This window comes from Pseudomonas sp. FW305-7 (assembly GCF_058786735.1).
In genome coordinates, this window is sequence record NZ_JBYSZA010000003.1 from 55,823 (window position 1) to 70,986 (window position 15,164).

Genomic DNA, 15,164 nt, shown 5'->3' on the forward strand with positions numbered 1-15,164 from the left:
GAGACTGGTCGGCTGTCAGGCCGCCATCGCTGGCAAGCCAGCTCCCACAGGGGTGGAGTACAACCAGCAGAGACTGGTCGGCTGTCAGGCCGCCATCGCGAGCAGGCTCACTCCTACAATTGGATCGTATGCAGTCTGCTAGAGACTGGCCGGCTGTCAGGCCGCCATCGCTGTTCAAGCCACACCCCAAACGCGGCGCATGCCGCCCCACTCAACACAATGAGCGTTAGCTCGAGTACCGCTCTTGATCTTGATCTCGGAGCCCGTCGGCAGGCTGAGTGGAGGGATTCATCCGGGGGGAACATCGAGAGGAGGTGCAGCGAAGCAAACCGGAGGCGATGCCCCGGATGAAACCCGGAGCGAAGGAACCCGAGCCACAGCGAGGGCCGAACGTCAGGGCACAGACCTTTTGGTTACTTTTGGGGCGTTTGCCAAAAGTGACCCGCCGTAAGGGCGGAACCCTAAGCCGCCATCACCCCAAAAACGGATATTCACCCAAAACCCCAAGAACATGGTCGGCCCAAAGGCCGCCAAGAAATGTTAGCGTGCTTGGCAATAAAGCCCCAAAGCCGAGCCCAAAACGATGAAAAAAACAGTCCTGGCCTTCAGCCGCATCACCCCCCCAATGATCGAACAACTAAAACAAGAGTTCGACGTCATCGTCCCCAACCCAAAAAACGGCGACATCAACGCCCAGTTCAACGAAGCCCTGCCCCACGCCCACGGCCTCATCGGCGTCGGCCGCAAACTCGGCCGCACACAACTGGAAAACGCCGCAAAACTGGAAGTGGTCTCCAGCGTCTCCGTCGGCTACGACAACTACGACCTCGACTACTTCAACGAACGCGGGATCATGCTCACCAACACCCCGGACGTACTCACCGAAAGTACCGCCGACCTCGCCTTCACCCTGATCATGAGCAGCGCCCGCCGCGTCGCCGAACTCGACGCCTGGACCAAGGCTGGGCAATGGCAAGCCAGCGTCGGCGCCCCATTGTTCGGCACTGACGTACACGGCAAAACCCTCGGCATCGTCGGCATGGGCAACATCGGCGCCGCCGTCGCCCGCCGTGGCCGGTTCGGCTTCAACATGCCGATTATCTACAGCGGCAACAGCCGCAAGACCGAACTCGAACAAGAACTCGGCGCACAATTTCGCAGCCTCGACCAACTCCTCGCCGAAGCCGATTTCGTTTGCCTGATCGTGCCCCTCAGCGACAAGACCCGCCACCTGATCAGCCATCGCGAACTGGCGCTGATGAAGCCGAGCGCGATTCTGGTCAACATCTCCCGTGGTCCGGTCGTCGACGAACCCGCGCTGATCGAAGCGCTGCAAAACAACCGCATCCGTGGCGCCGGTCTGGACGTCTACGAAAAGGAACCGCTGGCGGAGTCGCCACTGTTCCAGCTGAAAAACGCCGTGACCCTGCCGCATATCGGCTCTGCCACCCATGAAACCCGCGAAGCCATGGCCAATCGGGCCATTGCCAACTTGCGCAGTGCGTTGCTCGGCGAACGCCCGCAGGACCTGGTGAATCCGCAAGTCTGGCGCGGATAAAAAAACACGGGCAAGTGCCAAACAGCGCTTGCCCGTTAGTTACGCACATACACAACTTGAAATTGAACAACAAACAAAACCAAACAACAGCATTATAAGCTCTGCCCGGCTATCGAATTATCGATGAGCGCTATGGAGAGCAAAAACCTTGAACACACTGACCACCGAAAAAATCATCCGCTACAGCAAAGTTATATTGATGGCTTATATCAGTTTCTTTGGCCTGTTGGTGATGATCCACAACTTCACCGACTACAATTCAAACTACACGTACGTGGCTCACATCCTGAGCATGGACACCACTACTGCAAGTGAGAACATCAAGTATCGAGCCATTGAATCACCGATGATTCACCACCGGATCTATTGGTTCATCATCACCATGGAGGTGACTTATACGGTGCTGTGTCTGATCGGCACTTATCAGCTTTATCGCAAGATCGATGAATCGGCAGAGGCATTCCATGAAGCCAAGAAGTTCTCGATCATGGGCATACTGGTTGCAATATTCATCTATTACGTCTGTCTGCAAACAGTGGGTGTCGAATGGTTCGACATGGACACTTCACAATCATGGAATGCCAAAGACTGGGCACGGCATATCGTTGACTTCATATTCCCGGTGATGATTTACATCACATTGAAAGTCGAGCGCTGACGTTCAGCGCTCATTTATTTCAAGCCAACTTTCCCTGCACCGGTGATACCACCGCCTTCGGTTTACGAAACACCAGCACGTTACCCAGCATGACCAATACCAGCCCGATCAATGCTGGCGCTGTCCACTGATAACCTTCGACAAACGCCGAGACGTTCAGCGCCACCACCGGGAACAACACCGTGCAATAAGCCGCGCGCTCCGGGCCCATACGCCCGACCAGCGTCAGGTACGCCGTGAAACCGATCACCGAACCTGGAATGACCAGATACAGCAGCGCCCCGACGTAACGCGTCGACCAGTCCATGTCGAACGGAATGCCTTTGATCAGGCACCACACCGACAGCATCGCCGCACCGTAAGCCATGCCCCAGGCATTGGTGGTCAGTGGTTTGAGCCCGGCTTTCTGTTGCAGGCTTGAGAGCATGTTGCCCGCCGAGAAACACAAGGTGCCGCACAGCGCCAGACCGAGGCCAAGCAACGTCTGCGGGCTGGCGCTATGGCCGGCCAGTTCCGGCCAGAACAACAGACCCAGGCCAAACAACCCCAGCGCACCGCCCATCAACACGTTACGGGCAATCCGTTGGCCGAAGAACACCCGCGCATTGAGGGCGTTCCACAGGGTTGCGGTGGAAAACACTACCGCCACCAGACCGCTGGGAATCCACTGACTGGCGGTCAAAAAGCACATGAAGTTGACGCAAAACAGGCACAAGCCCTGCGCCACGCAGATCAAATGGCCGCGACGGTTCATCGGTTGCAACCGACGGCTGAGCAGCAACAAGACGAACAGCACCAACGCCGCGAGGCCGAAGCGATAAACAATCGACACCGGAATCGCCACTACGCCCAGTTGCCATTTCAGGGCAATCCAGGTGGTGCCCCAGATCAGCACGGTCAACAGATACAACGACAGATTCATAAGCGAACTCCCGAAAGCAATGCCAAGCGCTGTTGTGGCGAGGGGATTTATCCCCGATGGGCTGCGCAGCGGCCCCAAAAACTTGTGAGCGCTACGCCCTCAAGCGAGATGGCGCGACAAGCTCCCTCGCCACAAGGATTGCGCTGAATTGAGAATCAGGGTGCTGCACCAAGGGTTGAAGCGCTTGCACAATCTTGCGCATTTGTCGGCGGGCTGGCTGGCAGCGCGACGCCTACGGAGTAGGATGCAAGGCGTTGGAGAGAACCGAATATGGCCGCAATCGATAACCTGCAAGTCTTCCAAGCGCTTAACCGCTCGCCGAACGCTCGCCTTGTGCACAGCGCCGAGCTCGGTGACGGCTTGGCTGCGGCCCTGTGGACCAATCACCACGACGCCCAGGAATACGAAGCTCCCAGCCATCACACCCTCTCCTGCTACATCGCCGGCGGCACCGGCACGTTTCGTCGCGGTCAGCCGGGCCACAAGGGTGGGCCGGACAAGCTGTGCATCCTGCCGGCCGACCATGAATCGGGCTGGGTAATCAACGGCGATATCCGCTTGGCCCATCTGTATTTCAGCGCCGAACAATTCGCCATCGGTTGCGTCACGTTGCTTGATCGCGAGCCACGGGAAATGCAGCTGCGCGAGCAGACTTTTCTTGAAGACCCGCAACAGGCGCAGCGCTTTCGCCAGCTACTGACGCTGAACTGGGACGAGCCCGCCGAACGCTTGCTGACCAGTAGCCTGGCGCATGAATTGATCAGCCATACCTTGCTCAGTCAGGTCGGCGCCCGTCAGGGCTTGCGTCTGAAAGGTGGACTGGCGCCGCACCAGCGTCGGCAGTTGGTGGAGTTCATCGACAACCAGTTGGCCGAGCCGATCAGCCTCGGGCAATTGGCTGGATTGTGTGCGTTGTCGGAGTACCACTTTGCGCGGATGTTTCGCGTGAGCTTCGGTTTGCCACCGCATCAATATGTGCTGGCAAGGCGCTTGAGCCGGGCGCGGGAGTTGTTGCGCGGGACGTCGTTGCCACTGGGGGAAATTGCGCTGGCCTGTGGGTTTGCCAGCGCGAGTCATTTCACCAATCGGTTCAGGCAGGTGTTGGGCGGGACGCCCGGCGAATATCGGCAGGCGTTTTTGCGTTAGAACTGGAATCTTTGCCGTCTATCAGGGCCTCATCGCTGGCAAGCCAGCTCCCACAAAGTCCTCGGCCGTTGGAGAAATTTGTGCTCGACCAAGAACCTGTGGGAGCTGGCTTGCCAGCGATGAACGATGACGCGGTTTCGGCTCAGAACTCCAAGGTGCTGGACAAGGAGATCTGCCGCGAATCGCCCATCGACACAAAGAACCGGCTCGCCGCCGAGGTGTAGTAAGTACGGTCAAACAGGTTCTTCACATTGAGCTGAAACTTGACCTTCTGCCCTTCCACTTGGGTGTCGTAAGTGGCAAACGCATCGGCCACGGTGTAGCTCGGCAGATCGAAATCATTCACCGCATTGCCCGCCCGCTCGCCGACATAGCGCGCCCGGGCACCGACGCGCAGTTGATCGCCGCCGATCACGCTGCCGAAGTCATACACCGCCGACAATGAGCCGCTGTTCTTCGCCACGTTCTGCAAACGCTTGCCCTTGTAAGTCGGGTCTTCGGTGACTTCGGCATCGGTATAGGCATAACTGCCGATCAGGCTCCAGCGTTCACTCAGTTGACCGGTCATATCGACTTCCAGACCACGCGAACGCACTTCACCCGCAGCGCTGTAAATCGTCGTCGGGCCTTCGGAGTTGGCCACCAGCACGTTGCGTTTCTTGATGTCGAACAGCGCGACGTTACCGGTGATGCGCCCCGGCATGTCCAGCCGCGCACCCAGTTCCCAGGACTTGGCTTGTTCCGGCGCGATGCTGCCGTCGAGCACGGTGCTGCTGCCACTCAACGGGGCAATGGTCGAGTTGGGTTTGAACGATTCGGTGTAGCTGCCGTAGAACGACAGCTCATCGGTGTAGCGATACACCAGGCCCGCGCGCGGCACCCACTTCTGCCCATTGGTGTCGGTGTTGGCCTTGAACGGCACGCCTTTGCCGGCGTACTGGTCGTACTCCTGGAAGCGTCCGCCGGCGACCAGAATCCACTGGTCGTTGAGGTGAATCGAATCCTGCAGGAACACCGAATCGCTGCGCAGCAGATCGGTCTGTGCACTGTCCGCCGGGCTGACCGTGGTGCCTTCGACTTCGCGACCATACACCGGATTGATATAGCTGAAGTTCGTCAGGCTTTTCTGCCGGATCAGGTCGGCGCGGTAAATTTTGCGGTACTCGTCGTCGACGCCGAACACCAGGTCATGTTGCATGCCCAGCACGTTGACCTTGCCTTCGAGGCTGGCGGTGGTGAACCGGTCGGTGGTGATCGCGCCGTGGGTGCCGTCCATGCTGCGGGTCAGCGTGCCTTTTTTGGTGTCGATAGCGGTCACGCGAACTTGGCTGGCGTCGTAGGTTTCACGGTTCCAGCTGTAGCCGAAGTGGGCTTTCCAGTCGTCGTTGAGTTCGTGGTCGGCCTCGAAGTGATACAAGTCCGAACGCCCTTCCATGTCGTTGAACGGCTCGTCGAGACGCTCCTTGCGCGAGATATCCAGCGGATGGTTGGTGCGCGGATCGATCAACGTGCCACGGTCGAACGGGGTGAGAAATTCCCGGTGTTCGTAGGCGAACAGCAGTTTGGTGCGCTCGCCGTACCAGGCCAGCGATGGCGCGATCAACGTTTCACGGTGGGTGCCGTAGTTGCGCCAGTAATCTTCGTCGACGTGATCCACCACCATGCGATAGGCCAGCCCGGAATCGCCCAGCGCGCCGGTGCTGTCGAAGGTGCCGCCGCTGCCGTTCTTGCCGTCGCCGTAGGTCGAACCGGTGAAAGTCAGTGCGTTGTACTGCTCAAGTTCGGGCTTCTTGCTGACCAGGTTGACCACGCCGCCCGGGTCCTGAATCCCGTACAGCAAGGACGCCGGGCCTTTGAGCACTTCGACGCGATCGACCGTGGCGTTCATGCCCCGGCCCTGCATGATCGGCATGCCGTCGCGCATGATCGAGCCATTGCGGTTGTCGCCGAAACCGCGCGTCATCACCGAATCCTGAGTGCTGCCCAAAGTGTTGCCTTGGGTAATGCCGCTGACGTTGGCCAACGCATCGTCGAGATTGCGCGGCGCCTGATCGCGGATCACTTGCGCCGGGATGACGTTGACGGTCTGCGGGATCTCTTGAAGCGAGGCCGATGAACGCATCACCGAACTGGTTGGCGGCGGCTGATAACTCATCGACTCGTCGCGCATCGAGGTGATGGTGGTGGCGCCAAGGTTCAGCGCACCGGCAGTGGGTTGCGGCTCCAGCGCCAGCGTGTGGCTGTCGGTGCGACGGAAGTTCAGGCCGGAACCGCTGAGCAGGCGTTGCAGCGCTTGTTCGGCGCTCATCTGGCCGTTCACGGCGGGTGCGGTGAGGCCATACGGCGCTTCATCGATGTAAACCACGCTTTGCCCGGTGACACGGCTGAAGTCGCTCAGAGCCTGGGGCAGCGGTTTGGCGGCCAGGGAGAAGTTGAATTGCTGTTGCGCCTGACTGCTGACGGTTTCGGCGGCGAGCGCCACGCTCATTGGCAGCAAGGCCAATGCCGAAAAGCTCAACGCTTGAACGCCCAACCACTGTTTGACCGAACCCGATTTTGCCCTGGACTTCATTGCTCAATGACCTGTGTAGAACCGCAACGGATGCGAATGACTCGCAGTTTCAGTCACTACACGGATGGGGCTCGGGTTTACCTCACCAACATTTGCAAATTATTTTTTGTGGTGTTCGATCCGGCGCCATCGCGAGCAGGCTCACTCCTACAGGGGAACGCATTCCAAATGTAGGAGTGAGCCTGCTCGCGATGGCTTTAGCCGCCTCAACGCAAAATGATCAGATGCCCCAGCACCTGATGCTGCTCAAACCCCAGCACCCCTTGCAGCGAACTCAGCACAGCCTGCGGGTCCTTACTGGGGAAACTGCCGCTGACCTTGCGCGCCGCCAGCTCTTCGTTGAGCAAAACAATTCGCCCCGGGTAATAGCGGCGCAGATCCGCCACCACCTCCGCCAGCGTGGTTTTGTAGTAAGTCAGCCAGCCCTGACGCCAGGCCAGTTGTGCCTCGCTGTCCACCGCGTGGAGTTTCTGCGCCGAGCCCGCACCGTAGGCGACCTGCTGACCCGCCGTGAGAATCTGCTGCGCTGCGTCGCGATCCGCTGTCACACCGACCCGTCCGGACAACACCGTGACCTGCGCGCCGTGAGGTTGCAGACGCACCTCGAATTGCGTCCCGAGCACCCGCGCCTGGCCCTTCTCGGCCTCGACCACAAACGGCTCACCCGTGTGGGTCACGCTGAAAAATCCGGCGCCACGGCGCAACTGCACATGGCGCTCGCCATGGCTGAAATCCACCGCGATGGCGCTGTCGGCATCCAGCGTGACTTGCGACTGGTCGGCCAGGGTTACGGTGCGAATCTCGCCGGGCGCCGAAACATAATCGGCGCCAAGATCATCGAGCCAGCGCTGCGGCTGCCACCCTGTGCCGAGGCTGACCATCAGCAACAGACACGCCGCCATCGCCAGCGCACCGGACCAACGCAGCAGCTGCGGACGACGCGGGCGATCCATCGTCTCGAGATAGCCCTGCAACGCCAGCGCCTCTTCGTCGGCCAGCGTTTTCGCCGGCCCTTCGCTCAACTCCCAGACCACTTGTGCCTGTGCATAAGCCTCGGCGTGAGCCAGGTCGGCGCGCAGCCATTGGCTGAAGGTGAGTTGATCGCCAGCGCTGGGCCGGTCATGCAACAGGCTCAGCCAGGCAAATGCCGCCTGTTCCTGGGCGGGCGTCGGGATGACGCGGTCGGAGTGATTCACGGTGCATTCCCTGGCGTGCGTGGCGCGGGTTCGCGCAGGCTGGCCTTGCAGGCCTCGAGGGCGCGCATCATATGTTTTTCCACGGCGCTTTGGGACAGGCCCATGGCTTTGGCGATGTCCGCGTACTTGCGGCCGTGAATGCGATTGAGCAAAAAAATCTGCCGGGTGCGCTCGGGCAAGGCGCGCAACGCCGCTTCGACATGGCGCAGATCGTTGCCGGCTTCCAGCGCTGCTTGCGGTTCGCTGCCGTGGCTGTGCGGCTCTTCCGGTTGCCAGCCTTCATTGACGCGCACCCGCGTGCCTTCGCTGCGCAAATGGTCGATGGCGATGTTGCCGGCACACCGCAACAAGTAGGTGCTGAGTTCTTCAACCTGCACCAACGGTCGGCGCCAGAAGCGCAGAAACAAGTCCTGCACCAGATCTGCCGCCGTCGCCCGGCAGCCGACGCGCCGGTTCACCAGCGCTTCCATTTGTGAACGCTGGGACAGGAACACCTGAAGAAAATGCGCACGTGCCCCGCGCGGCTCGTCGTCGCGGGATTCCGGCGGCAGACCGATCAGCACCTCAGCACTGCGCCCATGCAGCGACCGGACTGGCCAGCAGGCTGACTCCCGCCAGTGCCAAAGCCAGACGCGGGCGATACGGCAGCAACAACACCAACGTCAGTGCGCTGAGCATCAGTACCGCAAACCAGTCGACCAGACCGAAACTCCAGCCGTTGCTCGACACCGCCGCCCACAGCGACAAGGCCAGCAATAACCACCCGCTGAGTTGCAAGCCCTGACGGCGGCGAGCCGAGGCTTTGTGACCGAGCAATTCATCGTGGTGCCGAGGCATCGACAAACACAGCGCGGTAAACCCGGCGTAGCAAAGCAACAGGGCCAGCAGCATCAATTCGCTCCCTGTTCAAGCGTGACCGGCCGAGCCGTTTCGCGACGTGGCTTTTTCACGCTGACGGCATTGCTGGCGCGCTGCATTTTCCATGCGGCCCACGCCAGGAACAGACCTGCTCCGAGGCACGTCAGATCGAACCCGGCCAGCACCCAGTCACCCTGCGCAAGCGTTACCCCGAGATTCCATGGTGTGGTCAGCGCATTGATCAGCGGCACGGCGATAAACAGCAACGCCCCCAGCCCAAGCTGTTCGACCCAGGCCTTGCGTCCGCGACGCATCAGCGCATGCAAAAGACTCAACCCCCAGGCAATAAAGAACGCATTCACTTCCCAATCGGCCCGCCCCGCCAGCGCCACCGGCAACAGCCGATTGGCCAGGAAGAACACCGCCACCGCTGACACCAGTCCGGCCATGCTGGCAATGTTCAGCACTTCCACCAGCCGCAGTTCGAACGGCATCACACCACTCTTGGCGTGTTTGAGTTGACGCTTGCCGAGCCAGATCACCAGCCCGGTGCCGATCATGGCCGTGCCGGCCAGACCACAAATGAAATACAGCCAGCGCAGCACCGGCCCGGCGAAATGGCCCATGTGCAGACCGTAGAACGTGCCCCCCACCGCCATCGCCACAGGTTGATCCGGTGTGCTGCCGAGCATCTGCCCGGTGACGCCGTTGAAGGTCACCGCGCTGCCGAAATCGTGCACCACACGATCACCGGCGCGGGACAGCACCACCGAGGCATTTTCATCACCCGGGTTGTTCACCGACAGCCGCTTGGTGGTGCCGCCCGACCATTGCTCACTGGCCTTGGCCAACAGCGGCGCCATGGGAGCCAGAGGTGCGGAAACGCCGGCCCGCTCCGGCGTCTTCGAGGCCGGGAAAACCTCATCGTAAAACGCCCGCACATCACCGCCGTAGGACGCCAGAATGCTCGCCGGCATGACCATCGACATGAAAATGACCAGGCTGCTGTAGGTGATCATCAAGTGAAACGGCAGCACCAACACACCCACGGCGTTATGCCCGTCGAGCCAGGAACGCTGGCCCTTGCGCGGGCGGAAGGTGAAGAAGTCCTTGAAGATTTTCTTGTGGGTGATGATCCCGGTGATCAGCGCGACGAACATCACCATCGCGGCGATCGTCGCCAGCCAGCGTCCCCACGGATAAGGCATTTGCAGCTGGAAATGGAAGCGATAGAAAAACTCACCGCCGAGGCTTTCGCGGCCCTGCACTTCGGCACCGGTCTGCGCATCGAGGGTTTTCGATTCAAAGCGACCGCGCTCGCCGGGTTTCGCCGGCGCCTGCTGCCAGCGCACGGTCAGGCCGGGGTCGCGGGCATCGGGCAAGTCGATCAGCCAGCGCGAAGCACCGGCGGCATGCTGCTGCAGATAATCCTGCGCCAGGGCAAGGCTCGCCTCGCTATTGATCGCTCGCGCGGGAATTTCCGGGCACATCCAGTGACTGGTTTCGTCATTGAAATAAGCCAGGGTGCCGGTCAGAAAAATCGCGAACAGCAACCAGCCGAAGACCAGCCCGACCCAGGTGTGCAGCCAGGCCATGGCCTGGCGAAAACCCTCTTTCATGCGTACCCCAACCCACGGGCCGCGCCGGAGATGGTCGCCAGGATCACGCTCGGCACCAGTAAACCGACCCATGTCGACCACGCCGTGCGGCAGGCAAAACACCACAGCACGGCGACCAGATAAACCAGGAAGGAAACGGTCATGCCGGTCACCACCGCTTCGGCGCGGTTCAACGGCAGCCACATCGTCAGGGTGACACTGGCCAGCGCGGCAACCAGATAGCCGCCAAATACCGCTGCCAACACCCGCGAGGTGACGGCCAGACGATAGGACATGGGCAGTGTGGCGAGTTTGGCTTTCATGTTTCGACCCTGAAACGAAAATCGTCCGGCCAACAAGCCGAACCAACAGGCGAGCAATATTAATGATAAATATTCTCATACGCAAAAGCATCTGATTGCCGGACGCCGTGCTTGCGCCCTACAATGCGAACCATTCTTGTTCTCTAACGCATGTTTTCTCCGCATATTGTTGCGCCCGGAGTCATCCCGTTGCCGTCCGCCCATCCCGTCGAATCGCTTTATCAAGCCCACCACAGCTGGCTGACCGGCTGGTTGCGGCGCAAGCTCGGCTGCCCGGACAGCGCGGCGGACCTGGCGCAGGACACCTTCATCAAGGTGCTGACCGCCCGCGAACCAGCGGTGATCATCGAACCTCGCGCCTTTCTCACCACGCTCGCCAAGCGGGTCCTGTTCAATCACTACCGCCGTCAGGATCTGGAACGCGCCTACCTCGACACCCTCGCGCAGATGCCGGAAATGCTCGCGCCATCGGAAGAGGACAAAGCGATCATCCTGCAAACCCTGATAGAGCTCGATCAGTTGCTCGACGGTTTACCGCGCCTGGTCAAGCGCGCCTTCTTGCTGGCGCAGGTCGATGGCCTGAGCTACCCACAGATCGCCGCCGAACTGGGCATTTCGGTGGCAACGGTCAAACGTCATCTGAACAAAGCGGCGATGCGCTGCTATTTCGCCCTATGAACCGCGTCGCGGATTTTTCTGCGCAAGTGGCCGAACAGGCCGTGCACTGGCTGATGGAAATGCAGCAAGGCAAGCTTTCCCCGCGTCAACATCTGGCCTGGCAACAATGGCTGGAGGCACACAGCGAACATCGTCGGGCGTGGGAACACATTCAGCGGGTCAACCAGCGCTTGCGCGGTGTGGCCTCACCGCTGGCGCACGCGGCGTTGAACGGGCCGAAGTCCGGCAGTCGCCGTCAGGCGCTGAAACTGCTGCTGATTCTGGGTGCCGGTTCGGCCGTCACCTGGGGCATGCGCGAACACAATCCGTTGCCGTCGCTGCTCGCCGATTACCGCAGCCCGGTGGGTCAGCGACGCAAGATTGCGTTGGGTGCGGGCGATCAATTGCAGCTCAATACTTCAAGTGCGGCGGATGTCGATGGCGCACAACGACTGATCCGCTTGCTCGAAGGCGAAATCCTCCTGACCGCATCGCAATCGTTCGAAGTGCGGACCGCACAAGGCATTCTGAAAACCCGGGACGCGCGCCTCAACGTGCGCCAGTTTGTTGATCGCACGCAGGTCGCGTTGTTTGAGGGTCGGGTCGAACTGACGGCCAACGGACGCGCACCGATGCTGCTGCCTGTCGCCCGCCAACTGAGTTTCACCTCCGCCGCTGTCAGCGACGCCCGACCGCTGGACGCCAACAGCGGCGCCTGGGCCGATGGCATGCTGGTCGCGGCGCATATGCGTCTGGGCGACTTCCTCGATGAGCTGGGGCGCTATCGTCGCGGACAACTCAACTGCGACAGGAAGGTGGCCGACTTGCTGATCTCCGGGACTTATCCACTGGACGACAGCGAGCGGATTCTGGATCTGCTGGAAATCACCTTGCCGGTGAAAGTGAAGCGCTTTACCCGCTACTGGGTCAGCGTAGAAGCCAAGGCTTGAAATGAACCTGTGGCGAGGGAGCTTGCTCCCGCTGGACTGCGCAACAGGCCCGTCCTTTAAAAGCGTGAACCGCTTCGCGTCCAGCGAGACGGTGCGACAAGCTCCCTGCCACAAAAGCAGTTCTTCAAAAAATATTTGTAATGCGTGAGCCGTTTTTCAGATCTGGCGTGACAGAGAAGGAAAGCCCCCTTTGATTCAACCTTCTCAGGATCCTCCACCATGCACCCCACCCGCCTCACGCCACTGGCCCGCAGCCTGCGCAACCTTATCCTCGGCGCCAGCCTGAGTTTCAGCGCCCTGCCCGCTGCAATGGCTGCCGATGCCAAGGCCTATCACATCGCGCCGTCAGCGCTGGAAAACGCCCTCAATCAGTTTGGCCGTGAAGCCGGGGTGCTGATTTCGTTCGGCTCGCAAGTGACCAGCGGCGTACAAAGCCGTGGCCTGGAAGGTAACTACACGATCGAACAAGGTCTCAACGCATTGCTCGAAGGCACCGGCCTGCAAGCCCGCGCCGAGGGCGATAACGCCTTCAGCCTGCAACCGGCGGGTGATACCGCGCTGGAACTGGACACCTCGAAAGTGGTTGGCGACTGGCTCGGCGATGCGCAGCAAATCAACGTGTTCGAACACCCCGGCGCTCGCGACGTGATCCGTCGTGAAGAATTCGAACGCCAGGGCGCCACCCAGGCCCGTGATGTGCTCAACCGCATTCCCGGTGTAAACGCCCCGGAAAACAACGGCACCGGCAGCCACGACATGGCGCTGAACTTCGGTATTCGCGGGCTCAACCCGCGCCTCGCCGCGCGTTCGACGGTGTTGATGGACGGCATCCCGGTGCCGTTCGCACCTTACGGTCAGCCGCAACTTTCTTTCGCGCCGATCAGCATGGGCAACATGGACGCCGTGGATGTGGTGCGTGGTGGCGGCGCGGTGCGCTACGGCCCGCAGAACGTCGGCGGCGTGGTCAACTTCGTGACCCGAGCGATTCCCGACGAACCGACCGTCAAAGGTGGTTTCCAGACGGAAACCAGTCCCTCGTCGAGCCATGACGGCTTCAAGACCAGCGCCAATCTGCTCGCCGGTGGCACCAACGAGAACGGACTGGGTGGCGCGCTGTTGTATTCCGGCACCCGTGGCGGCGACTGGCGTGAGCACAGCGACACCGAAATCGACGACCTGATCCTCAAGGGCAAATACCAGCTCGACGAGGCCAACAGTTTCAACGCCATGGCCCAGTATTACGAAGGCAAAGCCGACATGCCCGGCGGTTTGAACGTTGCCGATTACGATGCCGATCCGTATCAGTCCACGCGTCCGAAAGACCAGTTCTGGGGCCGTCGCACGATGTTCAACTTCGGCTATCGCTACCAGGAAGATCGCCGCGAATTCACCGCCAATACCTTCTTCACCAAAACCCTGCGCAGCGGTTATCTGGATCAGGGCACGTTCCTGTCGCTGTCGCCGCGCGAATATTGGGTTCGCGGTCTGGAAACCCGTTTCGCCCAAGGCTTCGACCTTGGCCCGACCAGCCATGAAGTCGGCGTCGGCTACCGCTACATCAACGAGGCCGGCCACGAGTTGCGCTATCGCACGCCGATCAGCAGCAATGAATACCCGACCACCAGTAGCCGCAACGACCGCGATACACGCGGCGGCACCGAGGCCAACGCGTTCTTCGTCGACGACCGCATCGACATCGGCAAATGGACGATCACACCGGGCGTGCGCTACGAGATGATCGAGTCGCAGCAGACCAACAACCTGACCAACGTCAAATACAAGGGTGACTACAACACCGCACTGCCGGCGTTGAACGTGCTTTATCACCTGACCGACAGCTGGAATCTGTACGCCAACACCGAAGGCTCATTCGGCAGCGTGCAATACAGCCAGATGCCCAACCGCGTGAGTAGTGGCGAAGTGAAACCGGAGAAGGCCCGCACCTGGGAACTCGGCACTCGCTACGACAACGGCGCGTTGCGCGCAGAGATTGGCGCGTTCCTGATCAACTTCGACAATCAGTACGAAAGCAACCAGACCAACGATTCGGTAATCGCCCGTGGCGAAACCCGTCATCAGGGCATCGAGACCAGCGTCAATTACGCCCTCGATGACTTGAGCCCGGCGCTGGCCGGTTTCGATGTCTACGCCTCTTACGCCTACGTCGACGCAACCATCCGTGAAGACGGGCCGAACAAAGGCAACCGCGTGCCATTCTCTTCGAAGCACAAAGGCACTATTGGCGTTGGCTACACAGAGGGACCCTGGAAGTTGAATCTGGACAGCAGCTTCCAGAGCGACCAGTTCGCCGACAATGCCAATACCTCGAAGGAAAGCGCTGACGGCAGTACCGGCAAGATCCCCGGTTACATGCTGTTCAGCAGCCGCGCCGGGTATGACTTCGGCCCGCAGTTGTCGGATCTGAATGTGGCGGTAGGGGTAAAGAACATCTTCAACACCCAGTATTTCACCCGCTCGTTTGATGACAACAACAAGGGCAAGTATGTAGGTGAGCCGCGAACGGTTTATGTGCAGACATCGGTTGCGTTCTAAGGCTTGAAAAGCCCTTCACCCTAACCCTCTCCCCGAGGGAGAGGGGACTGATTGGGGGATGCTTGAGAAATACCGACCTGAAAGTACTGTGCGGAATCCAGAATCGACTCGGTCTTTCAGGTCGACGCACTTCTTCAGACACCTCGGTCGACCCCCTCTCCCACCGGGAGAGG

At 60.4% G+C, this 15,164-nt stretch carries 13 protein-coding genes; 6 read left to right on the forward strand and 7 right to left on the reverse strand.

Annotated features, from left to right (window positions below):
* The first annotated feature begins 583 nt into the window (after positions 1-583).
* Both AC3WMT_RS05515 and AC3WMT_RS05520 read left to right on the forward strand, forming a co-directional pair.
* On the forward strand, positions 584-1,558 hold the full coding sequence (locus tag AC3WMT_RS05515) for a 2-hydroxyacid dehydrogenase (RefSeq protein ID WP_103305178.1): 975 nt from the start codon (positions 584-586) through the stop codon (positions 1,556-1,558).
* Positions 1,559-1,706: 148 nt separating this feature from the next.
* Positions 1,707-2,216 (forward strand): DUF2165 family protein, encoded by a 510-nt coding sequence (locus AC3WMT_RS05520; RefSeq protein WP_103305177.1) that lies wholly within the window; start codon positions 1,707-1,709, stop codon positions 2,214-2,216.
* A 19-nt stretch (positions 2,217-2,235) separates the two neighbouring features.
* On the opposite strand, the gene AC3WMT_RS05525 is transcribed toward AC3WMT_RS05520, so the two are convergent.
* The gene (locus tag AC3WMT_RS05525) at positions 2,236-3,138 is read right to left on the reverse strand and encodes a DMT family transporter (RefSeq protein WP_103305176.1); all 903 of its coding nucleotides are present in this window, start codon (positions 3,136-3,138) and stop codon (positions 2,236-2,238) included.
* Positions 3,139-3,408: 270 nt separating this feature from the next.
* Here AC3WMT_RS05525 and AC3WMT_RS05530 point away from each other — a divergent pair, with 270 nt between their 5' ends.
* Entirely contained in the window at positions 3,409-4,284 is an 876-nt protein-coding gene (locus tag AC3WMT_RS05530) for an AraC family transcriptional regulator (protein ID WP_103305175.1), read from the forward strand.
* Between the two features lie 142 nt (positions 4,285-4,426).
* On the opposite strand, the gene AC3WMT_RS05535 is transcribed toward AC3WMT_RS05530, so the two are convergent.
* From AC3WMT_RS05535 to AC3WMT_RS05560, 6 genes are all read right to left on the reverse strand, one after another.
* On the reverse strand, positions 4,427-6,856 hold the full coding sequence (locus AC3WMT_RS05535; protein WP_103305174.1) for a TonB-dependent siderophore receptor: 2,430 nt from the start codon (positions 6,854-6,856) through the stop codon (positions 4,427-4,429).
* 206 nt (positions 6,857-7,062) lie between these two features.
* Positions 7,063-8,052 (reverse strand): FecR family protein, encoded by a 990-nt coding sequence (locus tag AC3WMT_RS05540; protein ID WP_103305173.1) that lies wholly within the window; start codon positions 8,050-8,052, stop codon positions 7,063-7,065.
* A complete protein-coding gene (locus AC3WMT_RS05545; RefSeq protein WP_103305172.1) occupies positions 8,049-8,615 on the reverse strand; it encodes an RNA polymerase sigma factor in 567 nt (188 codons plus the stop codon). Before AC3WMT_RS05545 ends, AC3WMT_RS05540 begins: the two co-directional genes overlap by 4 nt.
* A gap of 1 nt (position 8,616) precedes the next feature.
* Positions 8,617-8,943, reverse strand: a complete 327-nt coding sequence (locus AC3WMT_RS05550; RefSeq protein ID WP_103305171.1) for a DUF3325 domain-containing protein — start codon at positions 8,941-8,943, stop codon at positions 8,617-8,619.
* Entirely contained in the window at positions 8,943-10,529 is a 1,587-nt protein-coding gene (locus AC3WMT_RS05555) for a PepSY-associated TM helix domain-containing protein (RefSeq protein WP_103305170.1), read from the reverse strand. The genes AC3WMT_RS05550 and AC3WMT_RS05555 overlap by 1 nt, the downstream gene beginning before the upstream one ends.
* Positions 10,526-10,831 carry a DUF3649 domain-containing protein gene (locus tag AC3WMT_RS05560; RefSeq protein ID WP_103305169.1) on the reverse strand — a complete coding sequence of 102 codons (306 nt, stop codon included), beginning with the start codon at positions 10,829-10,831 and terminating at the stop codon, positions 10,526-10,528. The genes AC3WMT_RS05555 and AC3WMT_RS05560 overlap by 4 nt, the downstream gene beginning before the upstream one ends.
* Positions 10,832-11,020: 189 nt before the next feature.
* Here AC3WMT_RS05560 and AC3WMT_RS05565 point away from each other — a divergent pair, with 189 nt between their 5' ends.
* The 3 genes from AC3WMT_RS05565 to fecA all read left to right on the forward strand — a co-directional run bounded on the left by AC3WMT_RS05565 (position 11,021) and on the right by fecA (position 14,991).
* Entirely contained in the window at positions 11,021-11,509 is a 489-nt protein-coding gene (locus AC3WMT_RS05565; protein WP_103305168.1) for a sigma-70 family RNA polymerase sigma factor, read from the forward strand.
* Positions 11,506-12,438 carry a DUF4880 domain-containing protein gene (locus AC3WMT_RS05570; RefSeq protein ID WP_103305167.1) on the forward strand — a complete coding sequence of 311 codons (933 nt, stop codon included), beginning with the start codon at positions 11,506-11,508 and terminating at the stop codon, positions 12,436-12,438. The genes AC3WMT_RS05565 and AC3WMT_RS05570 overlap by 4 nt, the downstream gene beginning before the upstream one ends.
* 219 nt (positions 12,439-12,657) lie before the next feature.
* A complete protein-coding gene (gene fecA, locus AC3WMT_RS05575) occupies positions 12,658-14,991 on the forward strand; it encodes a TonB-dependent Fe(3+) dicitrate receptor FecA (protein ID WP_103305166.1) in 2,334 nt (777 codons plus the stop codon).
* The last annotated feature ends 173 nt before the right edge of the window (positions 14,992-15,164 follow it).